This window comes from Brevundimonas sp. GW821-FHT10A07, from assembly GCF_059415785.1.
The window spans coordinates 78,662-104,214 of the sequence record NZ_JBWKNX010000011.1; the positions used below are offsets into that span (position 1 = coordinate 78,662).

The window sequence follows — 25,553 nt, forward strand, 5'->3', positions numbered from 1 at the left end:
ACGAGTTTGTCCAAACGGCTGAAAGCAAAATCCCACAACGCTGAACGCCGACGCCCGGTTGATAGAACGCACTGCGGCGGGGCCTACGCCCCCGCCACCCGCGCCAGATCGGCCGTGATCCGCTCCGCCACCTTCAGCCGCTCTTCCGCCGTCGGCCAGTCGCCCGACACCACGATCTTCTGATCTGGCCGGATCTTCCAGAAGGCCTGGTTCTTCTGAATCAGTCCAACCAATCCAATGGGATTGGGGAAGCTGTTGTCGCGCAGGGTCAGCACCGCGCCGCGCGGTCCGATATCGATCTTCTCGATACAGGCCCGGCGGCAGTTGGACTTGATGCCGACGATCTTCAGAAGCTGCTGCGCCTCGTCCGGCAGGGGCCCGAACCGGTCGATCAGTTCGGCGGCCAGGGCTTCGCGATCCTCGGCCTGTTCGGCGTCGGACAGGCGGCGGTACAGGCTGAGACGGACGTTCAGGTCCGGCACATATTCCTCTGGAATCAGAACGGAAGCGCCGACGTTGATCGACGGCGACCAGCCACGATCCACATTGGCCCCCTCGCCCTTCTCGCGCAGCTCGGCGACCGCGTCCTCCAGCATCTGCTGATACAGTTCGACCCCGACCTCACGGATATGGCCCGACTGTTCGTCGCCCAGCAGATTGCCGCCGCCGCGCTGGTCGAGGTCGTGGCTGGCCAGCTGGAAGCCGGCGCCCAGATTGTCCAGCGACTGCAAGACCTGCAGCCGCCGCTCGGCCGACAGGGTCATCGGCTTCACCGCGTCCGTGGTCAGATAGGCGAAGGCCCGCGCCTTGGAGCGGCCGACCCGGCCCCGGATCTGATACAGTTGCGCCAGGCCGAACATGTCGGCCCGGTGCACGACCAGCGTATTGGCCGTCGGGATATCCAGCCCACTCTCGACGATGGTGGTCGAGACCAGCACGTCGTATTCCCCCTCGTAGAAGGCGCTCATCACCTCCTCCAGCTGGGTCGCCGACATCTGGCCGTGGCCGACCACGAACTTCACCTCGGGCACCTGTTCGCGCAGGAATTTCTCGATGGCCGGCAGGTCCTTCAGGCGCGGCGCGACATAATAGGCCTGGCCGCCGCGATACTTCTCCCGCAGCAGGGCCTCGCGCACCAGCACCGGATCCCACGGCGTCACATAGGTCCGCACCGCCAGACGGTCGACCGGCGGGGTGGCGATGATCGACATCTCGCGAATGCCCGACAGCGCCATCTGCAGGGTGCGCGGGATCGGCGTGGCGGTTAGCGTCAGCAGGTGCACGTCGGCGCGCAGCGACTTCAGCTTCTCCTTGTGCTTGACGCCGAAATGCTGCTCCTCGTCGACGATGACCAGGCCCAGGTCACGGAAACCGACCTGTTCGGACAGCACCGCATGGGTGCCGACGACGATCTCGACCGAGCCGTCCTTCAGCCCCGCCCGCGTCTCTGACGCCTCCTTGCCCCCCACCATCCGCGACAGTTGCCGCACCTTCACAGGCCAGCCGGCGAACCGTTCGGTGAAGGTCTTGTAGTGTTGGCGCGCCAGCAGGGTGGTCGGCGCCACAATGGCCACCTGCTGCCCCGTCATGGCCACCACAAAGGCGGCCCGCAGCGCCACCTCGGTCTTGCCGAAGCCGACGTCGCCGCAGATCAGCCGATCCATCGGCGTGCCCTTGCCCAGATCCTCCAGCACGTCGCCGATGGCGTTCAGCTGGTCGTCCGTCTCCTCATAGGGGAAACGGGCGCAGAATTCGGCGAACAGGCCCGGCGGCGGCACCACCGCGTCGGTCTCGCGCAGCGCCCGCTTGGCGGCGAGCGCAATAAGCCCCTCGGCCATGGCGCGCAGGCGTTCCTTGGCCTTGGACTTGCGCGCCTGCCAGCCGGCGCCGCCCAGCTTGTCCAGTTGAACCCCGTCGGCGTCCGTGCCGTACCGGGTCAGAAGATCAATGTTTTCAACCGGCAGATAGAGTTTGCTCTCACCCGCGTACAACAGCTCCAGGCAGTCGTGCGGCGCCTGCTGGATCTCCAGCGTCTTCAGCCCCTCATACCGCCCGATGCCGTGATCCAGGTGGACCACCAGATCCCCGGTCGTCAGGGCCGAGGCCTCGGCCAGGAAGTTCGACGCCCGCCGCTTCTTGCGCGGCCGCGCCAGTCGGTCGCCCAGGATGTCGGTCTCGGAAATGACCGCGACATCATCCGTCGAAAACCCATGTTCGACCGGCAGGACGCCGCGCAGATACAGGTCCTTCGGCGCCGCCTGAACATCGGCCCAGTCGCGCACGGCGACGATATGATCCAGGCCGTGATCGGCCAGCATGGTCGCCAGACGTTCCGACGAGCCCTCGGTCCACGAGGCGAACAGCACCCGTTTGCCGTCGGCCTTCAGCGCCGCCGCATGGGCCGCCACCGCCTCGAACAGGTTGACGCTGTCCTGCGCCCGCTCGGCCGCAAAGGTCCGGCCCAGCCTGCCGCCCGCATCCTCGCCGCCGCCCGAGAAGGGCGTGAACCGCCGCACCGCGCGCCCCGCCAGCGCCTGGTTCCAGTCGCCGGCGTCCAAATACAGCGACCGGGGCGGAAGCGCCCGATTGGCTGCCGCATGCCCCTTGGTCTTGGCCGCTTCGGTCCGCCCCTCATAGGCGTCGGCGATCAGGTCCCACCGTTCAGCCCGCGCGCTCTCGGCCTGATTGTCGAGGAAGATCTGCGCCTGATCCGGCAGATAGTCGAACAGCGAATCCAGCGTCTCGTAGAACAGCGGCAGCCACTGCTCCATGCCCTGACGCCGCGCGCCCTCGCTGATAGTCGCATACAGCGGGTCGTCGCCCGGCGCGCCGAACAGGTTCAGATAACCGGTACGGAAGCGCGAAATCGCGTCCGCATCCAGCAGAGCCTCCGACACTGGCGCCAGCGACACCGCCGTCAGCTGGCCGGTCGATCTCTGGGTCTCGGGATCGAAGGTGCGGATCGATTCCAGCTCGGACCCGAACATGTCCAGCCGCACCGGCTCCTCGAAGCCCGGCGGGTACACATCGACGACCCCGCCCCGCACGGCGAACTCGCCCCGCTCAGATACAGTCGAGGCCCGGACATAGCCGTTGGCGGCGAAATATCGCTCCAGCGCCTGGATATCCAGATCGCGGCCCACCTTGGTCTCGAACCCGGCCTGGGTCGTCACCGACTTGGGCGGCGTCCTCTGCATGGCCGCGCCGACGGTCGTGACCACCAGAACCGGCGCGTCCCCCGGCTTGCGCTGGGCCAGCCGCGTCAGGGTCGCCATCCGCTGGGCGGCGATGCCCGCCGTCGGGCTCAGCCGGTCATAGGGCAGGCAGTCCCAGGCCGGATATTTAAGAATTTCGATATCTTGCGAGAAGAATCGGAACGCCTGAACAAACCCGCCCGACCGCTGATAGTCGCGCGCCACGAAGACGCCGACCCCGCCGCTCGCCTTGATCCGCTCTGCGACGACCAGGGCGTCCAGCCCCTCGGGCGCCCCGCCCAGATCGGCGTCGGTGCGGTGCTGCACAGTGACCTGTTGATCCATCAGCCGATGCCCTTGCCGACCTCAGCCGCCACATGCTCGCGCATGAAGGCCCGCACCTTGGCCATCACCGGCGTCTCGAACTCCGGCGGCGTCGGGTCACGTTCGATGATCCAGCCGTAGAGCCACTGATCCTCCTCGTCGATCAGCAGTTCGAGCTGGTCGAGTTCGGCGTCGGTCAGGGTCGGCGCCACCTGGTCCGAGAACGGACCCAGCACCATGTCGGCCTCGCGGAAACCGCGCCGCCAGGACCGGAACTGGATTCGGCCCAGCCGCTGTTTGCGCTCCAGGGCCGCTTGGTCGCCACTGTCGTCTTGAGGGATTTCGGTCACAAGCAATCCTGGCCCGGCAAGGTTGAAGGACGTTCAAGCCGCGATCCACCGCGTGGCGAACCTCAGCGTCCTAAAATGGAAGAAGCGCAGATAGCGCTCCTTCGCCCACTTCGCCACCCGTCATGGTCACGCTATGTTCCCGGCGATGCGTCCGCAGATTCTCTTTCCCCTGTTCGCCGAGGTCTCCAGCCTGAAGGGCGTGGGCCCCCGCGTCCTGCCCCTGGTGCAGAAGGTGGCGGGGCCGCTGGTGCGCGACCTGGCCTTCCTCAGCCCCTCCGGCGTCATCGTCCGCCGGCCGATGGAGGCGGCGACCGCCGTGGACGGCGAGGTCGGGATCTTCGAGATCGTCATCGACCGCCTGTTCGTCCCCAGCCGCCCCGGCGCCCCGCTGAAGGTCCGCGCCAGCGACCCGACCGGCTTCGTTCACCTGGTCTGGTTCGGCGGCTCGCCCCAGCATATCGACCGGCTGCTGCCGCGCGGCGAGACCCGGCTGGTCTCGGGCAAGGTCGAACGCTTCAACGGCGAGGTCCAGATCGTCCATCCGGACATCGTCACCCTGGACAAGGCCGCCGACATCCCGGCCTCCGAACCCGTCTATCCGGCGACGCAAGGCCTGACCTCACGCCAGCTGCGCAAACTGGTCCAGGCCGCCCTGCCCGCCGCCCCAGACCTGCCGGAATGGCAGGACCCCGCCTGGCTGAAGAAGCAGAACTGGCTAGGCTGGCGCGCCGCCCTGGACGCCCTGCACGCCCCGGCGGGCGAGCTGGACCTGACGCCCGACGCCCCCGCCCGCCAGCGCCTGGCCTATGACGAATTCCTGGCCCACCAGCTGGCCCTGGCCCGCCGCCGCCGCGCTCGCGAGATCAAGCCCTCGCCCGTCATCGCCCCCGGCGCCGCCTCCGACTGCCTGCTCCAGGCCCTGCCCTTCACCCTGACCAACGCCCAGGCCCAGGCCGTCGCCGAAATCCGCCGCGACCTGGCCTCCGGCAAACAGATGGGCCGCCTGCTTCAGGGCGACGTCGGCTCGGGCAAGACCGCCGTCGCCGCCCTGGCCCTCGCCGACGCGGCCTCCAGCGGCTTCCAGTCCGCCCTGATGGCCCCGACCGAAATCCTGGCCCGCCAGCATTACGAGAAACTAGGCCCCCTGCTGGAGTTGGCCGGCGTCGCCTCCGTCCTGCTCACCGGCCGCGACACCAACGGCCAGAGACGCGAGAAACTGGCGGCTCTTGCATCCGGTCACGCCCAGGTCGCCATCGGCACCCACGCCCTGTTCCAGGACGCCGTCCGCTTCGACCGCCTGGCCCTGGCCGTCATCGACGAACAGCACCGGTTCGGCGTCAGCGAGCGCCAGCGGCTCCAGGCCAAGGGCGATCCGCGCATCGGCGCCGTCCACCTGCTGACCATGTCGGCCACCCCCATCCCCCGCACCCTGGAACTGACCCAGTACGGCGAGCTGGAGGTCAGCCGCCTGATGGAGAAGCCGCCGGGCCGCACCCCCGTCACCACCGCCGTCGTCCCCCTAGCCCGCATCGGCGAGGTCGCCGCCCGGTTGAAGACGGCGCTCGACGCCGGCGCCCAGGCCTATTGGATCTGCCCCCTGGTCGCCGAATCCGAGGCCATCGACTTAGCCGCCGCCGTCGACCGCGCCGACGACCTGCGCCGCCTGCTGGGCGTCGAGGTCGGCCTCGCCCATGGCCAGATGCCGGGCGCCGAGCGCGAAGCGGTCATGGCCGACTTCGCCGACGGCCGCCTCCCCCTGCTGGTCGCCACCACCGTGGTCGAGGTCGGGGTCGATGTGCCCAACGCCTCCATCATGGTCATCGAACACGCGGACCGCTTCGGCCTAGCCCAACTGCACCAGCTGCGCGGCCGCGTCGGTCGCGGCTCGAAGGCCAGTTCCTGCATCCTGCTGTACGGCGGCCAGGACGGCGCCCTCGGAGAAACGGCCAAGGAACGGCTCGAAACCCTGCGCCGCACCGAGGACGGCTTCGTCATCGCCGAGGAAGACTTCCGCCTGCGCGGCGGCGGCGACCCCCTGGGCCTGAAACAGAGCGGCTTCCCCGCCTACCGTTTCGCCGACCCGATCCGCCACCGGTCCCTGATGCTGGCCGCCGCCGACGACGCCCGCCTGATCCTCAACCGCGACCCCGACCTGGCGTCCGAGCGCGGCCAGGCGGTTCAGGTGCTGGAGGAGTTGTTCGACTGGAAGGGCCACAAGTCGGGAGCGGATTGAAGGGGCGCCGCGCCCAAGTCCGTCATCCTGGGCCTTGCGCCTAGGATCCAAAGACTCGACCGGCTAGAACGCCCCCGATGTTGCGCCTGTCAGAACTCAAACTGCCCCTCGACCACCCGCCGGAGGCCTTGCCCGCCGCGATCGCCGCCCGCCTGGGCGTGCCGCCGCACGATCTTGTCTCTTGGTCGATATGGAAGCGGGCGCACGACGCGCGCCGGAAATCCGCGATTCTGAAAGTCTACATCCTCGACGTCGAGCTGAGGGATGAAGCGGCGGTGCTGGCCCGCCTTGCAGACGACGTGCACGTGGCGCCGACGCCGGACGTCGCCTATCGCCCGGTCGCTGTCGCACCCAAGACCGAACGCCTGCGGCCGGTCGTGATCGGGGCCGGGCCGTGCGGCCTGTTCGCCGGGCTGATCCTGGCCGAGATGGGGTTCAAGCCGATCATCCTCGACCGCGGAAAAGTGGTGCGGCAGCGGACCAAGGACACCTGGGGCCTGTGGCGAAGCAGCAAGTTGGACCCGGAATCCAACGTGCAGTTCGGCGAGGGCGGCGCGGGCACCTTCTCCGACGGCAAGCTCTACAGCCAGATCAAGGATCCGCGCTTCCTGGCCCGCAAGGTGTTGACCGAATTCGTCGCGGCCGGGGCGCCGGAGGAAATCCTCACCGAGGCCCACCCGCACATCGGCACCTTCCGCCTGGTGACCATGGTCGAGGCCATGCGCGAGAAGATCGAACGGCTGGGCGGCGAGTACCGCTTCGAGCACCGGGTCACGGACATCGATCTCGACAAGGGCGCCCTCCGGGGCGTGCGACTGCACACCGGCGAGACGCTGGAGGCCGATCACGTGGTCTTCGCCATCGGCCATTCGTCGCGCGACACCTTCCAGACCCTCTACGAGCGCGGCGTCCATATCGAGGCCAAGCCGTTCTCGATCGGTTTCCGCATCGAGCATCCGCAATCCTGGATCGACAAGGCCATGTTCGGCCCCTGCGCCGGCCACCCTGATCTGGGCGCGGCGGCCTATACGCTCTCGCACCACTGCTCGAACGGCCGCACCGTCTACAGCTTCTGCATGTGCCCGGGCGGCACGGTGGTCGCGGCGACCAGCGAGCCCGGCCGCGTCGTGACCAACGGCATGAGCCAGTATTCGCGCAATGAGCGGAACGCGAACTCCGGCTTCGTGGTCGGCATCTCGCCCGAGGATTACGGGAGCGACCACCCGCTGGCGGGCATCGAACTGCAACGGGATCTGGAGACCCGCGCCTATGCGGCCGGCGGCGGCGACTATTTCGCGCCGGGCCAGCTGGTCGGCGACTTCCTGGCGGGCCGCCCCTCGACCGCGCTGGGCGAGGTCGTCCCCAGCTATAAGCCGGGCGTGCGCCCGACCGACCTAGCGCCCCTGATGCCCGACTATGTGATCGCCGCCATGCGCGAGGCCCTGCCCGTATTCGGCCGCAAGATCGCCCGCTACGACGACGCCCAGGCGGTTCTGACCGGCGTCGAAACCCGCAGTTCATCCCCGATCCGAATGACCCGCGGCGCCGACTTCCAGAGCCTGAACGTGCGCGGCCTCTTCCCTGCCGGCGAAGGCGCCGGCTATGCCGGCGGCATCCTGTCGGCCGCCGTCGACGGCATCAAGGTGGCCGAAGCCGTCGCCCGGTCGATGGTCGCGGAGGGGGCGGCGTAGACAAAGCGGCGCATAAGCCACGCTGAAACCTGTCGGAAGTTTCCAAACGCTCTCGGTCGAACACAGACAGCGCCCACGAGCCTCACCGTCAGCTTTTGGATGCCCTTGGCCGGTTGCTACTGGAGCGTAGCAGCCGCAATCGTGCGACAATCCGGACCTCTTCAGAGGGGGGAGCAGACGTCTACCCTCATTCGAGTTTCGCCAAAGGTTGTCACCTTTGCGCCTAGCCCATCGCATTGCCGCTAGTTGTTTTCCGTCGGCGACACACACGGCGCTTCGCCGGCCGTCCAGTCAATGTCATAGGTGGCCGGCACGGTCTCTCCGGCGCCAACGGACGCCTTTCGTCCTGGCTGATTGAAATATATCGAGCCCATGCTGTTGTCGAACGCAGCAATCCGTTCGTTATCGCGCCGCGCGGTGCTTGCATCAATCTCTGGCTGTTCGATGCGCGATCCACGGACCATGCGTATAGATCCATCGCGCAGTTCCCACGCGCGGTAGTAGTTCCGCCCAAACAGACGCGTATCAAAGCTGTCTGTCGATGACCACTGCTTCGCCTGGGTTGAGCTTGGCAGTCGAACAGTAGTAACGTGGCAGGTGTATTCCGGCTCGGTGTAGAAGGGCGCAGTCTGGTCCTGATCCGCCGCCCGCACCCGTCGCTCGGGCGGGCTGAATCCGCCGCCTGGGAGCGCTAGTGACTTGGCCCCACGGCCGTCATCGTCCCAGTCAATCGTTCTGGTCCCACTGATCGTGAGGATGCTGGCGCCCGCTGCCTGATCATAGCGCCACTGAACATCGTCGATCGTCTCCCAGGCATCGCCGATGGCGCTCTGACGGAAAACATCCAACAACTGCCCGGTCGATACTGCGGAGAATTGCACCTGCTTCTGCAAGCCTTTGATGCCGCGAACGATTTCAGTCGAAACGATCCGCGCCGGCTCGTCAAAGCCAGCGCGCGCGTCGATCTCATACAAGTTTATCTCGTCGGGCGTGGTCGCAGGTTGCCATGTAAGCTTCTGGAGTTCACTGCCTTGCTCAGTGAGCGGCAGGAACCAGTGTACCGGGAATACTGGTCGTGCGCTCGGCCGGGCCACTGGTGGGAGCGTGCCGTCCAGCCAATAGACGGCGCCCTCGATGTGCGCGCGCACAAGCACATGATCGAAATATTGCGGGACAGGCAGACGCTGATCGAGGCCATCATCGGCGCCGCGTGAGTTTACAAGCACCGCCTCCGCATCAATTCCCAGTTCGTGAAGCAGCGCCAGCAGCAGCGCGGTCTTTCCCTTGCAATCACCATAACGGCGCTGCCAGGTCTCATCGGCCGGGGCCGGTGTCAGATTTCGGCCATTGAGACCCACATAGATGTATCGCACGTCCCGCTGAACCAACTTCAGTGCGGCGCTCGCGCGATCGAGAGGACTCGTTTGCGCGGTAGCGATACGGCTGGCCTCACGCTTGATCTCGGAATCGGCGTCAAGTGTTGCGGCTATCCCGTAGAGGGGCGCGAAGTGCCGTGAAAGAGCCGCCCAGTCGGCGAAGTCTGTATACTCCAGGGCGCGTTGCCACTGGTAGCGCGCCGGTGCGTCCTTGGGCGGAGAAAGGCCTGCCGGATTGTCGAAGCGAAAATCGATTGCGCGCTCGCCCACCGTCATCGCCGCCCTCATGTCGTCGGCCATTTTAAAGTTGGGCTTGTGTCCCTGATCCCAGCTTAATCCCAGGCGGTACCGGCCGGGCGACGGATTGGGCGTGAGCACTAGAAGGCCTGATTCGTTTTGCCCTAGGGTGGGGTCGTTCACGAAAGTGGTTAGATTCACTTCCAATTCGTCGCCCACCCGCAGGCCGGGGATGCGAAGGATCGCAGTCAACGTTCCGTCGAGCTTCGCCATTTCCAACTGGTCTTCGCGGCGTAGTATCTCGAAGGATGAGTCTTTCAGAACATCGATGACCTGATCATTACGGAACAGCTTAATTTCGTGAACGATCGGAGCATCGGAACTGGGATTCCAAGCAATCGAGATGTTCCCAAGTTGCAGAGCGCTCGATTGTAGGATTTTGACGCGATACCCGAAGTACTGGGCCTGCCCTTGGTCACTAAGGTGGATTTCCAGGTCCTGCCGACGGATGAACAACGGGCCGGTGACGTGTTCTGGTACTACAATTGGCGTCGAGGGTTTAGCCCATGCGGGAGCAGGACCTCGAAGGACTTGTGCGGACTGCGCGTATGCAGAACCTGCGACAAAAATAGACGCCAAAATTATTACAGAAACACGCATTTCTTTCCCCCACACCACTGCACGCCATTGTGGCGGGCGCGCCACCACATTCAAGTGGCGCTTGCATCCTGTCGCAATCAAAAGAGGTCGCGTCGATACGATGGGGCGCTGATCGCGCGCGATGTCCGCTTTCCAGCCGGAGGCCCTACACCTGAACCCAGGCCGGCAAACGAAGCTCTCCCCTCCTAATTTACCGAACTGAACCTAATAATTTCAACACCCTAATGCGCCCGAACGGCCATCGACCTAACACGCATCCAGACTATGTTAGCCTCGTCGCCCGGTCTTTGACATCGGGCGCGCGCCGCAGTCCGCCTGCGACGTCCGCTCCTCATCAACGCCACAGTCGTCGCCCCTGGAGCGTTTGGCGCCTTTGGCACGGTTGTCACCCTGTTTTCGCGCCAAACCGACCGGCCTCAGCCGATCCTAACGCCGCAGCAGGCGCCCCATGGCGCATTTGGCGCATTTGGCGGTTTGGCGGTTTGTCACCCTGTTTTTAGACAGGCCTGCCAAAACTCAGCCGATCATGCAGCGCCAGCCGTCGAACCCGACCTCGACATTCGCAGGAACAATCGCCGACAATTCCTTGTAATCCATGTCGATATGCAGGTTCGTCAGCACGGCCCGCTCGACGTCCGCCGCCGCGATCCACTCCAGCGTCCGATCCAGATGGGCATGGGTCGGATGGGGGGTGTAGCGCAGGGCGTCGACGATCCAGATCTGGCATCCGGCCACCGCGCGGATCGCCGCCTCGTCCAGGTCCGACACGTCGCTGGAATAGGCCATGTCGCCCAGCCGATAGCCGACCGACCGGATCGGCCCGTGCCCCTGATCAAAGGTCACGACCGGGATCGCGCCCCCCGGCCCCACCACCGACCAGGCCGTCCCGTGCGGCGGGATGACCTGGGCGTCCAGCAGCGGCGGATAGCCGAACTTGCTCTCGAAGATATAGTCGAACCGGTGCGACAGGGAGTTCAGCGTCGCCGCGTCCATCCAGGCCGGGATCCGCTTGCGCGCCCGCGTCGCGAAGGTGCGCAGATCGTCGATCCCGTGGGTCTGGTCCGCATGGTCGTGGGTATAGAGGACGGCGTCCACATGCCGGGTCCCCGAGGCCAGCATCTGTTCGCGCAGGTCCGGCGAGGTGTCGATCAGGACATTGGTCATCCCCTCCGGCCCGGTCTTCCTCGCCAGCATCGCGCAGCGCGTCCGCCGGTTCCTCGGCTCGGCCGGGTCGCAGACGCCCCAGTCGCCGTCGCCCCGCGGCACCCCGCCCGAGGATCCGCTGCCCAGGATGACGACTTCGAAGCTCATGCCGATCTCGGTATCCGGTCAAAGAGGCCGAAGAAGGCCTCGGTGGTTCTCAGGTCCGCCTCCTCGGCGCTCCAGCCCCTGATCTCGGCAAGCTTGTCCAGCACATGGCCGATATAGGCCGGCTCGTTGCGCCGCCCCCGATGCGGGATGGGCGCCAGATAGGGGCAGTCGGTCTCGACGATTATACGCTCGGCCGGCATGTCCCGGATCACCGCCCGCACATCCTCGGCCGCCTTGAAGGTGGCGATGCCCGAGACCGAGAACCAGGCCCCCAGTTCCGCAGCGATACCCGCCAGTTCCGCCCCGCTGGTGTAGCAGTGCATCAGCATCTTGAACGGCCCGGCGGCGTGCTCCTCCTTCAGGATCGCCCCCATGACCTCATCCGCCTCGCGGGTATGGATCACCAGCGGCAGACCCGTCTCCCGCGCCGCCGCCACATGCTGGCGGAACACCGCCGCCTGGATCTCGCGCGGGCTGAAGTCATAGTGGAAGTCCAGGCCGCACTCCCCGATCCCCACCACCTTGGGCCGCTGCGCCAGCTCGATCAGGGTCGCCGCCGTCAGCTCCGCCGCATCCTTGGCCTCGTGCGGATGGACCCCCACCGTGCACCAGATGTCGGGGTTGGCCATGGCGATCCCATGGGTCGCTTCAAAGGTGGTCAGCTTGTCCGAGATCTCGACCATCAGGCCGACCCCGGCCTCGCGCGCCCGGGCGATCACCGCGTCCCGGTCCTCGTCGAACTGGGGCGCGTGCAGGTTCACATGGCTGTCGATCAGCATCAGCCCATCCGCGCCTGCTGGGCCTGGACCCGCTTCAAGTCCGCCAGCGCCCCGGCCAGCACATCGGCCTTGTCCAGGTTCAGCCCCGCCGCCCGCTCCGGCAAGGGCTGCAGCCGCTCCCACAGCTCGGCCCAGCGGTTGCCTGCGCCGGCCGGACTGCTCAGAGCCCGCATCCGCACCGCCGCGATCAACCGATCCATCAGGGTCTCGAACCGCTCCTGGCCTTCCGCGCCCCGGAACTTGTCGGCGATGGCCAGGGCCTCGGCCCGGTCCACATCCCCCTCGACCCAGCGCCGCGCCAATTGATCCATCTCGAAGGTCGCCCCCGACGCCAGGGCCAGGGCCGCGCCCGGCGATCCGCCCGCCATGGCCGCCGCATGCTCGGCTTCCTCCGGCTCGGCTCCCGTCCGGTTCCGCACCAGGGTCTCCAGCCGCTCCGGCGTCCATATGGGGAAGCTCAGCCGCCGGCAGCGCGACCGGATCGTGGCCAGCAGCCGTCCCGGCGCGTGGGTCACCAGGAACAGCACGCCCCGCTCGGGCGGCTCCTCCAGAACCTTCAGCAAGGCGTTGGCCGCGTTGAGGTTCAGGTCGTCCGCAGCGTCGATGATCGCCACCCGGTGCTGGGCCTGGGACGGGCTCTTGGAAAAGAACTCGGGCAGGTCGCGCGACTGGTCGACCGAGATCGACTTCTTGGTCTTTCCGCCCTCGACCAGCCGTTCCAGCACCAGCAGGTCGGGATGCGACTGGGCCGAGATCAGTCGACTGACGGGATCCTCGCGTCGCGCGCCCAGCGGCCCCCGCGCCGGATCGGCCGCCGCCCCCAGCAGCCGCCGCGCCGCGCGATAGGCGAAGGTCGCCTTACCCGTCCCCTCGACCCCGCACAGCAGCCAGGCATGGTGCAGCCTCCCCCGCTCCCAGGCGTCCAGAAAGGCCGCTTCCGCCGCCGCATCAGGGACCAGGTCGAACCGGTCGCGGGGATGATCGTCGCTCACAGCAGCCGATCCTGAACCGCCCGCCAAACCCGCGCCTCGACCTCGTCCAGCGATCCCACGGCGTCGATCAGCACGCACCGCTCCGGATGGGCCTCGACGATCCTCAGAAAGCCCTCGCGCAGTCGCCTATGGAACTCCAGCCCCTTGGACTCGAACCGGGTCTCGAACAGGCCGCGCCCGAACGCCCGCTCCAACCCCACCTCGACCGGCAGGTCGAACACCAGGGTCAGGTCCGGTTGGTCGGTCCCGACCACGCCCGCATCGATCTGTTCGATAAAGCTCTGGGCCACGCCCCCGCCCGCGCCCTGATAGGCCCGACTGCTGTCGGCGAACCGGTCGCACACCACCCAGTCGCCGGCTTCCAGCGCCGGCCGAATGGTCCGCTCCAGATGGTCCGATCGCGAGGCGTACATCAGCAGGGTCTCGGTCATGGCCGACCAGGGCTCGGCGTCGGTGGCCACGACCAGGTTGCGGATCACCTCCGCCCCTTTCGAACCTCCCGGTTCACGCGTCCGCACGACAGTGCGATCGCCCAGGACGGGCTGCAGCCGCTCGACCAGCCGTCCGACCTGAGTCGACTTGCCGGAGCCCTCGCCGCCTTCGAAGCTTATGAATTTTCCACGGGTCACGCGCCTTCATGGCGCGCGCGGCCCGCCGGACGCAAGCCCGTGCGCGCGATCAACTGCCCGATATCAACAGGGCGCCGACATAACCCTTCGCCACGACGGATTGGCGCGCAGCCTCGGCCGCGTTGGCGCTCTCCCACGGACCGACCACGACATTATAGCGCCCGCCATTCCGGTCGGCGCGCACCCATCCGCTCAAATGCTCCGCGATTCGGCTCGCCTCGCCCTGGTCCGAGAAGGTCCCCGCCTGCACCCAGAAGCTCGCGACCTCCGCAACGACAGCCACCTGAGGGGGCGAAGGCGCGGGCGCCGGGGCCGAGCTTGGCGCTCTGGCCGGCCCTTCGGCCCGCAGGATCGTCCCGCCACCCTGTCGGGGGGCGCGCCCCAGGTACCGGACCCGCACCCGCCCGACGCCCTGGGACAACATCCCCAACTCCTGCGCCGCCTCGCGCGACAGGTCGATGATCCGGCTGTCCACGAACGGCCCCCGATCATTGACCCGCACCACCAGCCGGCGGCCGTTCTCCAGATTGGTGACCTCGACCAGTCCCGGCAGCGGCAGGGTCTTATGGGCCGCCGTCAACTGGTGCATGTCGAACCGCTCGCCGCTTGAGGTCGGCCGTCCGTTGAAGGCGTCGCCGTACCAGGAGGCCATACCGACCTCCTCGTAGTCCGGCTGCTCCTTGGGCGTGTACCAGCGTCCGCGCACCTGATAGGGCCGCATCGTCCCCGACACGATCGGCGCCGGATCCTTGACCACGGGAATTCCGCTCGCGCCGCCTTTGCCGCCGACGGTCGAACAGGCCGCCAGCAGCGCGAACAGGCTCAGGATCAGGCCGTTCCGCATCCATTGTCCGGTCGTCATCGGTCGCACCTCGCCTCGATCCTCAAAAACAGGATGACCGAAGACATTTCCGCTTTGGTTAATGCGCCGTTCGCCTGCTATGGCGTCCGCCTCCGCTCAGCGCGGCAAGGAAGTGTGGCCGAGTGGTTTAAGGCACTGGTCTTGAAAACCAGCGACGGTGAGAGCCGTCCGTGGGTTCGAATCCCACCGCTTCCGCCAGCCCCGCCGATTCTACGCCATCGTGCGATATTGCGCGCTACAGCGGCCCTATTGCCGTCGATTGCCGTTCATTTCGTTGCGACCGACCAGTTTCCTGGCCTGATCCTTTGTGGCCAAATTCGCGGTAAGCAGACACGCTCCTCCACCCGAATGACCGACCCGTTATTGGTAGGCTGGACATATTTAGACCGTCGGTCTAAATATGCTTGAGCGACCGCGGTTGGTATGACGGATCGTCCCATGGATCAGCGACTTCAGGCACGTGTGCGACTGCGGCAACTTCCCGCTCAGCAACGCGCCGCCTGGCTCGATATAGCAGAAGAGGAATTCAGGGCGCTCGGGTTCGAGGGCGCGTCGATGAACCGAATTCTAACGCGTGCCGCGCTCAGCAAGGGGCAGGCCTATTATTACTTCGCGGACAAGGGCGAACTCTATCGCGCCGTCATTGAACGCGCCATCACCGAACTTGCGGGCTTGATTGACGCGAGCCCGGTTCAGCCAGGGTCCGTTGCCGATTACTGGCAACAGACCGCCGCACTCTTTGGCCACGTGACGGCGGTCCTCAAGCAGAACGACCGCTTGGCGGAGTTGGGACGTGGCATCTATCGGGAAGCAGCGGCACAGGCCGCCATCGCGGATCTGCTCGATGCTCTCCATACCCAATTTGAGCGGCTGATCGAAACTGGACAACAGATCGGCGCCATCCGCTCGGACTTGCCGCTTGCCTTGCTGACGGAGATGGCCTTCGCGGCCGCGCGGGAGGCCGACCGTTGGTTCGCCCTGAACGCGCAAACACTTCACCCCCAGGACGCGCGCGCCATCAACCACCGTGTGTTCAGCATGTTCACAGCGATGCTCGCGCCAAGCGATGGCGGCGACACATCGGCGCAAGCCTCCAAATCGTACAAGGAATAGTCCAATGCCAAGTTCCCGCCTCGTCATCGCAACGCTCTTGGTCGCATCCGCCCTGAATCTGGCGCTGATGGTTCCCGGGGGATTCGTTGAAACGCGAGATTTCAGTGCCTATCCATCCATTGTGCTCGGCGCATTCAACGTGTTTTTGACGGTGCTTGGTTTGGGTAGCCTTGTACTCGCCTATACCGTCACGAAAGCGGGCAGAGGATGCGGCTGGTCCGCGCTGGCGGGTTTCGCCTTCGTCGGCGTCTACCTGCTCGATCTCGGCCGTATTTTTCCCGTGCCGTCCAACCCGATGTCGATGCTCCTGGCAGCGCTGGAATGGATCGGCACAGGACTGGGCGTCGTTCTCGCCACCGCCTCGCTTATTCTATCTCGGCACACCACGGCGAACTCGGCGCCCGCAGTCACGCCATTATTGCCCAGGCCGGTCATATTCGGCCTTGTCCTTCTGGCGCTGATCATTGTCGCTTTTGCGACCAAATCCGCGATGGGCATTTAGGGCGGGTTCCGAGAAAATTGCGGCATAAAATTCGACTAAATGCGCAGGTCACATCCAATGCCAAGGCGGCGTTAGAGGGCTATAGCGTAGACGTAGTGCTCATCATCGTCGGGCGTGGCCCGCCATCCTGTCGATTTTACGCTATGATGCGATGTTGTGCGCGATAGCTACGCACACGCCGCCCCTTTCCGCGCCGTCGATCCGCGCTTGTCGATAGGCCTGCCGACAAGACCGAGTTTTCAGTCTTGCGCCTTCTGCCACGCCCGAACTCGGGCTCGGGCATTGGCGTAAGCGGATGAGGTATTGAACTGAATCATACGCCCCTTGGTCCATTTCCCGTACCAAGCGCCGCCATACAGTTCCTTATCTGACCGGGCCGTGATCGTCACCATCAGTCCTGTCTTCGCATCCTCCAGACGGGCGAGCAGTTCAGGCCATTCGATTGCGTTGCAATCGGCGTAGAATTTCTGCGCCAGCAGGCCGAGTTGGTTCCATTTGAAACCGGCCTCGGGATAGTCAACCGGTTCATCCCGGTCGTCACGATCCAGCCATTTCAGAACCAACTCGTTCCATCCGACCAGATAGGCCACCAGATCGGCCGGGCTCATGGTGGTTCCGTCGGCATGCCCCTTCATCGTGGCCTCACGTGCGCGGTTCGGCGGAATTTTCGCTAAATCCGCCATCAGCTTTGCGAACGTGGTCGTAATGGCGGTCAGCAATTCCATCTTTGAGGTTGGAACAGCCATAAGGCTCCTTCCCATGTAAGCATCGATCTTCGAAATGATCCGCCCAACTCGGCCGGCCATTTGCCGAGCGATCGCCCTGACCGCCCCCTTTCAGGTCACGCGACGCTTCTCAAGTTTCCGGGCCAGGGTGCGGCGGTGCATGCCGAGGCGGCGAGCGGCTTCGGAGATGTTGAAGTCCGTCTCCACCAGGGTCTCGTGAATCCGTTCCCATTCCAGGGTCTTGATCGAGGTCGGGCGGCTGGTCAGGGGCGTCGCGGCGTCGCCCGACGCCTTGCCGAAGGCGGCTTCGATGTCATCGGTGCTGGCCGGCTTGGCCAGATAGTGACGGGCGCCCAGTTTGATCGCCTCCACGGCCGTGGCGATACTGGCGAAGCCGGTCAGGACGACGATGTTCATGTCGGCGTCAAAGGCGCGAAGGGTCGAGACGCACCCCAGGCCCGACGCGCCGCCCAGTTTGAGATCGACCACGGCGAAGCCCGGCCGGTGAATTTTCAACACCTCGGCCATCTGATCGGGGCCGTCCGCGCTGACCACCGTATACCCCCGCCGTTCGAAGGACTTGCGCAGGGTGCGCGAGAAGGATTCGTCATCCTCGACGATCAACAGGGTCGGGGTTTCATCAGTCATCGGACATCTCCTGCGGCGCCAGGGCGGCGATGGGGAGGATCAACCGCACCTCGCCGCCGCCAGCTGGGGGATTGGACGCTTCAACCGCGCCGCCCAGCGAACGCATCACATTCACCAGAAGAAACAAGCCCAAACCCGCGCCGGGGCGATCCTTCGTCGAGTTATAGGGTTTGCCCAGCCGCTCCAGAATCGTGGCTGGAAAGCCGGGCCCATTGTCGCGGATCGCAAATTCCAGCTGCCCGTCGCGAACGACCGGAGACACGAAGATGCGGCGAGCCCCCGCCTCCACCGCATTGTCGAACAGGACGCCGAAGACCTGACGCAGGGCGGGGTCGGCGATGACGCTCGGATCGGGTCCGGTCCATGCCGTGACCTCGACCCGGACACGGGCGTCACGGGCGCTCCAGCCCTGAACCACCTCATTCAGAAACCGGCCCATGGTCGTGCGCATCGGCGCCTGGCCTCTCGCCTCGCCCGCCGACATCAGGATGCCGGTGACGATGGCCTTGCAGCGTTCGACCTCGGCCTGCATCACGTCCATGTCCTGCTTCAGGTCCGCATCGGCCTTCAGCATCGGCATCCTTCGCCAGTCGCTCAATATGACCGACAGCGACGCCAGGGGCGTACCCAGTTCGTGCGCCGCCCCCGAAGCCAGCAGGCCCATGCGCACGATGTGATCCTGTTCCGTCGCCTGCTGGCGCACATCGGCGACATAGGCGTCGCGGGCGCGCAGATTGTCGTTGATCCGCGTCATGAACAGCACCAGCAGCACCGCCATCAGCAGGAAACAGATCAGGCTGCCCTGCATATAGAGGCTCAACAGAGCGTCCTCGCTGTCGGGCGGCAGGTTCAGCGGCCGGTTGAATACGCCAAGGCCGGCGAAACACAGACTGGTGACGCCGATCAGCGACCAGGCGTAGACGGGGGCCAGGAGCACCGCGCCGAGCACGACCTGCAGCAGATAGAGGGCCACGAACGGATTGGCCGCGCCGCCGGTGAGGAAAAGCTGCCACGTCAGGGCCGCGACATCGGCCAGCAGGGCCAGCATGAGTTCCTGATCCGAGATGGCGTCCCGGCGCTGCGTCAGCGGGACGCTGACCAGATTGACCAGGGCCAAGCCGGCGGGTGCGATCAGCAGCCAGAAGACCGGCAGGCGGATGCCCATGACAAAATGGACCAGCAGTATGGTGGCGACCTGACCGGCGACGGCCAGCCAGCGCAACTGGATCAGCAGGCGAAGATTTCGCCGGTTCGCGGTTTCCTGCGACACCGCCGTCTCGCGCCAGTCGCCGATGCCCAGCAGGCGTTGAAGCGTCTTGGTCATTGCGCGGATCGACGGCGCCGGACTTCGCGGGCCACGAGCCAGAAGCCGACAAGGGTCATCAGGGCCATGCCGAACCAGGTCAGGGCGTAGACGAGATGGCTATTGGGAAATTTCACGATGGTCAGACCGCCCCTGGGCCAGCCGTCGGGATTGGGCGTCGCGTCGGCGTCTATGAAATAGGGCGCGACATTCGACAGCCCCCGGGCCGCAGCGATGGCCGCAATGTCGCGAGAGTACCAGCGGTCGCCCGCCGGGTCATTCGTGCGCAGAAAACCGCCCCTGGGTTCGGTGATGCGCAACAGGCCGGTCACCTGTTGTTCGCCCGTCGCCTGCCCGCCCGGTCGATCCTTTTGCAAACGACGCTGTGGCGTGACGAAGCCCCGATTGATCAGGATTGTGGCGCCGGCGTCGGTCTGCAGCGGCGTCATGACCCAGAATCCGGCGCCGTAATCCGTGACGGCCTGAACCAGGGTCTCCCGGTCATGTCGAAAAACGCCCCGCGCCGTGACGCGACGATACTGGTCCGTCTCTCTCGACACCGTCGACCAGGCGTCCGGCTCCGGCGCGGGTTGCGGCGCGGCGTGCACCCTCGCTTCGACCTGGGCGATCAGGTCGGTCTTCCACGCCAGTCGCTGCAACTGCCATCCGCCCAGGGCGACGAAGCCCGCAAACAGCAACGCCGCGCCGAAGCCGGCCCAGAACAGGGTCGGCGACAGACGCGGCGCGATTGGGCCCTGGGCCTTGATGGCGATCTCCCGGGCCTGTCCTCAGGAGGACATTTGGCTCATTTCGTGGGTGGCGGGCATCATGTTGGTGTTCAGGTGGTACATCACCCACAGCGAACCCGACAGGGCGATGACCACAACGATGATCGTGAAGATCAGGGCCAGCATGGTCCAGCCGCCCTCCGACTTGGAGTTCATGTGCAGGAAGTAGATCATGTGGACCACGATCTGCACCACGGCGAACGCCATGACGATCAGGGCCGTCGCCTGGGGCGGCAAGGCGCCGGTCATCACCAGGGCGAACGGGATGGCCGTCAGGATCACCGACAGCACGAAACCGATCATATAGCTCCTGAAAGAGCCGTGATTGTGCGCCTCGTGACCCAGGTGGTCCACCTCGTGCGACTCCGGCGAGTGGTCGTTCTTGTCGGCGCTCATCGAACCATGCCCAGCAGATAGACGAAGGTGAAGACGCCGATCCAGATGACGTCGAGGAAGTGCCAGAACATCGACAAGCACATCAGGCGGCGCTTGTTGGCGGGGATCAGGCCCTTCCAGCTGACCTGAACCATCAGCGTCACCAGCCAGATGATGCCGAAGGTCACGTGCAGGCCGTGGGTGCCCACCAGGGTGAAGAAGGCAGACAGGAAGGCGCTGCGTTGCGGCGTCGCGCCTTCATGGATCAGGTGCGCGAACTCGTAGAGTTCGATTCCCAGGAAGGCCAGGCCGAACAGGCCGGTGATCGCCAGCCAGATCAGGGTCTGGGTCCTGTTGTTCTTGTCCATCGCCAGCATGGCGAAGCCGTAGGTGATCGACGAGAACAGCAGCATGGCGGTGTTGACCGCCACCAGTTCCAGGTCGAACAGCTCCTTGGGTCCCGGCCCGGCGGCGTAGTTGCCGCCCAGGACGCCGAACACGGCGAACAGCATCGCAAAGATGAGGCAGTCGCTCATCAGATAGAGCCAGAAGCCCAGCATGGTGCTGGAGCCTTCCTCGTGATGCGGCTCCTCTTCCAGATGGAAGACGTTCGGGTCGATCTCAGTCGCGGTCGCGCTCATGGATCAGGCCTCCGTTCCGGCCAGGGCGCGCGTGCGCGTCTCTTCGGTTTCGCGCACCTCATCCTCAGGGATGTAGTAGTCGCGCTTGTAGTTGAAGGTGTGGGCGATCGAGACCGCCAGCACGCCCACGAAGGTCAGGGCCGCCAGCCACCAGATGTACCAGATCAGCGCCAGACCCATCACCAGGCACAGGCCCGAGATGATGACCCCCGTGCCCGTGTTCGAGGGCATGTGGATGGCGCGATAGCCGGACAGCGGACGCTGATAGCCCTTCTTTTTCATGTCCCACCAGGCGTCGGAGTCATGGATGACCGGCGTGGAGGCGAAGTTGTAGGCGGGCGGAGGTGAAGAGGTGGCCCATTCCAGGGTGCGGCCGCCCCACGGATCGCCCGTGATGTCACGCAGCTTGTCGCGATTGATGATGGAGACCGCGAACTGGATGAACATGGCCGCGATGCCCAGAGCGATGACGCCTGCGCCGATGGCGGCGATGACGAACCAGATCTGCAAGGACGGGTCGTCGAACACCCGCATGCGGCGCGTCACGCCCATGAGACCCAGGACATACAGGGGCGCGAACGCCAGCCAGAAGCCCGGCACCCAGCACCAGAAGCTGACCAGCCCCCAGAACTTGTTGAGTCTGAAGCCGAAAGCCTTGGGCCACCAGAAGTTGATGGCGGCGAACAGGCCGAACAACACGCCGCCGATGATGACGTTGTGGAAGTGGGCGACCAGGAACAGCGAGTTGTGCAGCACGAAGTCGGCCGGCGGCACGGCCAGAAGCACGCCGGTCAATCCGCCGATCACGAAGGTCAGCATGAAGGCGACCAGCCACATCATCGGCAGTTCGAAACGGATACGGCCCCGATACATGGTGAAGAGCCAGTTGAAGATCTTCGCCCCCGTCGGGATCGAGATGATCATCGTGGTGATGCCGAAGAAGGAGTTCACCGACGCGCCCGAACCCATGGTGAAGAAGTGGTGGAGCCACACCAGGTACGACAGGATCGTGATCACGACCGTCGCGTAGACCATCGAGGTGTAGCCGAACAGCTTCTTGCCCGAGAAGGTCGAGGCGACTTCCGAGAAGACGCCGAACAGCGGCAGGATCAGGATATAGACCTCAGGGTGGCCCCAGATCCAGATCAGGTTCACGTACATCATCGGGTTGCCGCCGAAGTCGTTCGTGAAGAAGTTGGTGCCGACATAGCGGTCCAGCGTCAGCAAGGCCAGGACGGCGGTCAGGACCGGGAAGGACGCCACGATCAGGACGTTGGTGCAGAGCGACGTCCAGGTGAAGATCGGCATCTTCATCATGCCCATGCCCGGCGCCCGCATCTTCACAATGGTGGCGATCAGGTTGATCCCGGACAGGGTCGTCCCCACCCCCGCGATCTGCAGCGCCCATATGTAATAGTCCACCCCGACGCCGGGGCTGTAGCCGATGCCGGACAGCGGCGGATAGGCCAGCCAGCCCGTGCGGGCGAACTCGCCGACGAACAGCGAGGCCATGACGATGATGGCGCCGGCCGTCGTCATCCAGAAGCTGAAATTGTTGAGGAAGGGGAAGGAGACGTCGCGCGCGCCGATCTGCAGCGGCACGACATAGTTCATGATCCCCGTCACCATCGGCATGGCCACGAAGAAGATCATGATCACCCCGTGAGCAGTGAAGACCTGATCATAGTGGTGCGCGTTCAGATAGCCTTCGGACCCGCCGAACGCCATCGCCTGCTGCAGGCGCATCATGATGGCGTCGGCGAAGCCGCGCACGAACATGATCAGACCCAGGATCATGTACATGATCCCGATCTTCTTGTGGTCCACGGTCGTGAACCATTCCTTCCAGAGATAGCCCCAGAGCTTGAAATAGGTCAGGGCGCCCAGCAGGGCGACGCCGCCCAGCAGGACCACGATCATGGTCACGACCAGGATCGGCTCGTGCAACGGCAGAGCCTCGAGCGTCAACCGCCCGAAGATGAGTGGAATGAGGGTGTCAGCGTTCATCGACTGTGTTCGCTCAGGCGTTGGGGGAGGAACGGACGTCGGTCGAAACCGCCCCCGTCGATTGTTTGTCTGTGGACAGCGACGCCATCGGCACGCCCTGGGTCAAACCCAGGCCCGACAAAGGCGCCAGGCTGACAGGGGCGCTCGCCGCGTCAAGTTCGGCCCGGCGGATGCGATCAGCGGCCGCGGCCTCAGCCTGCAGCGGCGTGCAGATGGTCATGACATAGCTGTCGTTCGAGCCGAAGATCGCCGCGTTCTTTCCGCGACCGGCGTACTTGTCATAGACCAGCGGCATGGTGTTGCGCACCGAGGCCATGGTCAGGCCGCCCTTGCGGTCGATTTCCATCATCTCGCCGATGCACATCTTGCCCGGCTCGACGCACATGTTGAGGATCGCGTCCCACAGGCCGCCGTCGACCGTGGAGAAACGCATCGCCGGCACCTTCTCGCTGGGCTTTTCCAGTTCGAGGTAACGGTCGCGATCCAGCGCCTGACCGCCCTGGCGAACCCCGGCGATCCAGCCGTCAAAGCCTGCCTGGTCCATACCGTGGAAGGCGAAACGCATGTGCGAGAAGCCGTCGCCGGAATAGTTGGCCGAGAAGCCTTCATACTCTCCCGGACGGTTGATGACGGCGTGCAGCTTCGTCTCCATGCCCGGCATGGCGTAGATCTGGCCGGCCAGGGCGGGAATATAGAAGGAGTTCATCACCGAAGACGAGGTGATGTGGAAGCGGATGGGGCGATCCACAGGCGCGGCCAGTTCGTTGACGGTGGCGACGCCGTACTGCGGATAGATGAACAGCCATTTCCAATCGAGCGCGACCACATTGACCTGCAGCGGCTCAACGCTTTCGTCCACCGCCTGCCCCGGCTTGATCCGGTCGATCGGGCGGTAAGGATCGAGAAGGTGAGTGCCGGCCCAGGTCAGGGCGCCCAGGCAGATGATGATCAGCAGGGGCGCAGCCCAGATCACGACCTCCAGATGGGTCGAGTGGTCCCAGTCCGGTTGGTATTCCGCGTCCTTGTTCGACGCCCGGTACTTCCAGGCGAAGAATACGGTCAGCGCCATCACCGGGACGATGATGATCAGCATCAGCAGGGTGGAGATCATCAGCAGGTCGCCCTGCTGCTGGGCGATGTCGCCGGCGGGTTTCAGCACGACCAGATTACAGGCCGACAGAAGCGCCACCATGGGCACGAGCAGGAGTAGGCGCAGACGGCGCAAGGCGGCTCCAATCGGGAAACATCGGACAACAGGGAGGAGTCGCGACGGTTGGCGTTCGAACTGGGCCGGATAGTCAGCTTCGATCAGAAACGACATTGGACAATCTGTCCTATCCTCAGATCGCGACTTTCGTCGCAAAGGGCGCCCGGTCATAATGCGGCATTACCGACGCATGCCCAAATCTCAAATTTCACGGAGCGATCCCAGCCCATGTCCGTCTCGACGACCCCTTCGTCAGAGTCGCTGGAACGCGACGCCGCAGCCCTCCACTCCGATCACGGCAAGGTGGACGCCGGCGAAATCGCCATCGGCGTGATCATTGGCCGGACGTCGGAGTTCTTTGACTTCTTCGTCTACGCCATCGCTTCCGTGGTCGTGTTTCCGCAACTGATCTTCCCGTTCGCCGGGCCGATCGGCGGCACGCTGCTGTCCTTCGCGATCTTCGCCCTGGCCTTCCTGGCCCGCCCTTTCGGCACGGCCCTGTTCATCGCCATCGACCAGAAGTTCGGGCGCGGCGCCAAGCTTACCATAGCGCTGTTCCTGCTGGGCACCTCGACCGTCGCGGTGGCCTTCCTGCCCGGCTATGAAACCATCGGCATCGCCGCCGCCGTACTGCTCGCTGTCTTCCGCATCGGTCAGGGCGTCGCGCTGGGGGGCGCCTGGGACGGCCTGGCTTCGCTTCTGGCGGTCAACGCCCCCGAGAATCGCCGCGGCTGGTACGCCATGATTCCCCAACTGGGCGCGCCCATCGGCCTGATCGTCGCCTCTGCCCTGTTCGCCTTCTTCCTGAACACCCTGTCGGCGGCCGACTTCCTGGACTGGGGCTGGCGCTATCCCTTCTTCGTGGCCTTCGCCATCAACGTCGTGGCCCTGTTCGCCCGCCTTCGCATCGTCGTGACCCCCAGCTTCCAGAAGCTGTTCGAGACCCGCGAGCTGCAGCCCACTCCGGTCCACACAGCCATCAAGGCGGAAGGCCCCCGGATCGCCATCGGCGCCTTCGCCCCCCTGGCCAGCTTCGCCATGTTCCACATGGTCACCGTCTTCCCCCTGTCCTGGGTCTTCCTGTTCACCCAGGAAACGCCGGTCCGCTTCCTGCTGATCGAAATGGTCGGGGCCGTTTTCGGCCTGCTGGCCATCCTCGCTTCGGGCGTTTTGGCCGATCGCTATGGCCGACGCGCCCTGCTGGCGGTCACCGCCGCCGGCATCGCCGCCTTCTCGGGCTTCGCCCCCCAGCTGCTGAACGGCGGGGCGATCGGCGAGCTGACCTTCATGATCTCCGGCTTCATCCTGCTGGGCCTGTCGTTCGGTCAAGCCTCCGGTCCGGTGGCGTCCAGCTTCTCCCTGGCCAACCGCTATACATCGTCGGCCCTGACCTCGGACCTGGCCTGGCTGTTTGGTGCCGGCTTCGCCCCCCTGGTCGCCCTATGGATCTCGAGCCAGTTCGGCCTGATCGCCGCCGGCGCCTATCTGCTGTCCGGCGCGATTTGCACCCTGGTCGCCCTGTGGCTCAACCGCGAACTGGCCCGCAGTTCCTCGGACAAGACCCCCGCCCCCAAGGCGTGATCCGCTTCAGCCGGATCGGAAAGCC

General features: G+C 65.3%; 21 protein-coding genes and 1 tRNA gene. 6 read left to right on the plus strand and 16 right to left on the minus strand.

Annotated elements, in window-relative coordinates; genetic code table 11:
• Positions 1-83: 83 nt before the first annotated feature.
• Together mfd and AC07NC_RS10850 are read right to left on the minus strand one after the other, a co-directional pair.
• Positions 84-3,539 carry a transcription-repair coupling factor gene (mfd, locus tag AC07NC_RS10845; RefSeq protein WP_494569546.1) on the minus strand — a complete coding sequence of 1,152 codons (3,456 nt, stop codon included), beginning with the start codon at positions 3,537-3,539 and terminating at the stop codon, positions 84-86.
• On the minus strand, positions 3,539-3,868 hold the full coding sequence (locus AC07NC_RS10850; protein ID WP_482849620.1) for an FAD assembly factor SdhE: 330 nt from the start codon (positions 3,866-3,868) through the stop codon (positions 3,539-3,541). The genes mfd and AC07NC_RS10850 overlap by 1 nt, the downstream gene beginning before the upstream one ends.
• 145 nt (positions 3,869-4,013) lie before the next feature.
• Here AC07NC_RS10850 and recG point away from each other — a divergent pair, with 145 nt between their 5' ends.
• Both recG and AC07NC_RS10860 read left to right on the plus strand, forming a co-directional pair.
• Positions 4,014-6,101, plus strand: a complete 2,088-nt coding sequence (gene recG, locus AC07NC_RS10855) for an ATP-dependent DNA helicase RecG (protein WP_494569573.1) — start codon at positions 4,014-4,016, stop codon at positions 6,099-6,101.
• Positions 6,102-6,178: 77 nt separating this feature from the next.
• A complete protein-coding gene (locus AC07NC_RS10860; protein ID WP_494569547.1) occupies positions 6,179-7,792 on the plus strand; it encodes an NAD(P)/FAD-dependent oxidoreductase in 1,614 nt (537 codons plus the stop codon).
• 242 nt (positions 7,793-8,034) lie between these two features.
• On the opposite strand, the gene AC07NC_RS10865 is transcribed toward AC07NC_RS10860, so the two are convergent.
• The 6 genes from AC07NC_RS10865 to AC07NC_RS10890 form a co-directional block, all read right to left on the minus strand.
• Positions 8,035-10,065, minus strand: coding sequence for a DUF3857 domain-containing protein (locus AC07NC_RS10865; protein ID WP_494569548.1), 2,031 nt, complete (start codon positions 10,063-10,065; stop codon positions 8,035-8,037).
• Between the two features lie 516 nt (positions 10,066-10,581).
• The gene (locus tag AC07NC_RS10870) at positions 10,582-11,376 is read right to left on the minus strand and encodes an MBL fold metallo-hydrolase (protein ID WP_494569549.1); all 795 of its coding nucleotides are present in this window, start codon (positions 11,374-11,376) and stop codon (positions 10,582-10,584) included.
• Positions 11,373-12,155, minus strand: a complete 783-nt coding sequence (locus AC07NC_RS10875) for a TatD family hydrolase (protein WP_494569550.1) — start codon at positions 12,153-12,155, stop codon at positions 11,373-11,375. Before AC07NC_RS10875 ends, AC07NC_RS10870 begins: the two co-directional genes overlap by 4 nt.
• Complete coding sequence (locus AC07NC_RS10880; protein ID WP_494569551.1) at positions 12,155-13,147, minus strand: DNA polymerase III subunit delta'; 993 nt, start codon at positions 13,145-13,147, stop codon at positions 12,155-12,157. Before AC07NC_RS10880 ends, AC07NC_RS10875 begins: the two co-directional genes overlap by 1 nt.
• Positions 13,144-13,776, minus strand: coding sequence for a dTMP kinase (tmk, locus tag AC07NC_RS10885; protein ID WP_292099346.1), 633 nt, complete (start codon positions 13,774-13,776; stop codon positions 13,144-13,146). The genes AC07NC_RS10880 and tmk overlap by 4 nt, the downstream gene beginning before the upstream one ends.
• A gap of 49 nt (positions 13,777-13,825) precedes the next feature.
• On the minus strand, positions 13,826-14,638 hold the full coding sequence (locus AC07NC_RS10890; RefSeq protein WP_494569552.1) for a septal ring lytic transglycosylase RlpA family protein: 813 nt from the start codon (positions 14,636-14,638) through the stop codon (positions 13,826-13,828).
• Positions 14,639-14,746: 108 nt separating this feature from the next.
• On the opposite strand from AC07NC_RS10890, the gene AC07NC_RS10895 reads away from it, so the two are divergent.
• From AC07NC_RS10895 to AC07NC_RS10905, 3 genes are all read left to right on the plus strand, one after another.
• Positions 14,747-14,836, plus strand: a tRNA-Ser gene (locus AC07NC_RS10895).
• A gap of 240 nt (positions 14,837-15,076) precedes the next feature.
• On the plus strand, positions 15,077-15,751 hold the full coding sequence (locus tag AC07NC_RS10900) for a TetR/AcrR family transcriptional regulator (protein WP_494569553.1): 675 nt from the start codon (positions 15,077-15,079) through the stop codon (positions 15,749-15,751).
• A gap of 4 nt (positions 15,752-15,755) precedes the next feature.
• Positions 15,756-16,253: a DUF8051 family protein gene (locus AC07NC_RS10905; protein ID WP_492073913.1), complete on the plus strand. Its 498-nt coding sequence runs from the start codon at positions 15,756-15,758 to the stop codon at positions 16,251-16,253.
• Positions 16,254-16,492: 239 nt separating this feature from the next.
• On the opposite strand, the gene AC07NC_RS10910 is transcribed toward AC07NC_RS10905, so the two are convergent.
• The 8 genes from AC07NC_RS10910 to cyoA form a co-directional block, all read right to left on the minus strand.
• The gene (locus tag AC07NC_RS10910; RefSeq protein ID WP_494569554.1) at positions 16,493-16,999 is read right to left on the minus strand and encodes a ClbS/DfsB family four-helix bundle protein; all 507 of its coding nucleotides are present in this window, start codon (positions 16,997-16,999) and stop codon (positions 16,493-16,495) included.
• Between the two features lie 90 nt (positions 17,000-17,089).
• The gene (locus AC07NC_RS10915) at positions 17,090-17,626 is read right to left on the minus strand and encodes a response regulator transcription factor (RefSeq protein ID WP_008264133.1); all 537 of its coding nucleotides are present in this window, start codon (positions 17,624-17,626) and stop codon (positions 17,090-17,092) included.
• Positions 17,619-18,950: an ATP-binding protein gene (locus tag AC07NC_RS10920; RefSeq protein WP_008261611.1), complete on the minus strand. Its 1,332-nt coding sequence runs from the start codon at positions 18,948-18,950 to the stop codon at positions 17,619-17,621. Before AC07NC_RS10920 ends, AC07NC_RS10915 begins: the two co-directional genes overlap by 8 nt.
• Complete coding sequence (locus AC07NC_RS10925; RefSeq protein WP_492073906.1) at positions 18,947-19,627, minus strand: SURF1 family protein; 681 nt, start codon at positions 19,625-19,627, stop codon at positions 18,947-18,949. The genes AC07NC_RS10920 and AC07NC_RS10925 overlap by 4 nt, the downstream gene beginning before the upstream one ends.
• A gap of 90 nt (positions 19,628-19,717) precedes the next feature.
• Positions 19,718-20,113, minus strand: a complete 396-nt coding sequence (gene cyoD / locus AC07NC_RS10930) for a cytochrome o ubiquinol oxidase subunit IV (protein WP_035306277.1) — start codon at positions 20,111-20,113, stop codon at positions 19,718-19,720.
• Positions 20,110-20,733 carry a cytochrome o ubiquinol oxidase subunit III gene (gene cyoC / locus AC07NC_RS10935; RefSeq protein ID WP_292148705.1) on the minus strand — a complete coding sequence of 208 codons (624 nt, stop codon included), beginning with the start codon at positions 20,731-20,733 and terminating at the stop codon, positions 20,110-20,112. Before cyoC ends, cyoD begins: the two co-directional genes overlap by 4 nt.
• A 3-nt stretch (positions 20,734-20,736) precedes the next feature.
• Positions 20,737-22,740 (minus strand): cytochrome o ubiquinol oxidase subunit I, encoded by a 2,004-nt coding sequence (gene cyoB / locus AC07NC_RS10940; protein WP_494569555.1) that lies wholly within the window; start codon positions 22,738-22,740, stop codon positions 20,737-20,739.
• Positions 22,741-22,753: 13 nt separating this feature from the next.
• Complete coding sequence (cyoA, locus tag AC07NC_RS10945; protein ID WP_494569556.1) at positions 22,754-23,965, minus strand: ubiquinol oxidase subunit II; 1,212 nt, start codon at positions 23,963-23,965, stop codon at positions 22,754-22,756.
• Positions 23,966-24,175: 210 nt separating this feature from the next.
• On the opposite strand from cyoA, the gene AC07NC_RS10950 reads away from it, so the two are divergent.
• Positions 24,176-25,528, plus strand: coding sequence for an MFS transporter (locus AC07NC_RS10950; RefSeq protein ID WP_008260602.1), 1,353 nt, complete (start codon positions 24,176-24,178; stop codon positions 25,526-25,528).
• Positions 25,529-25,553: the final 25 nt, after the last annotated feature.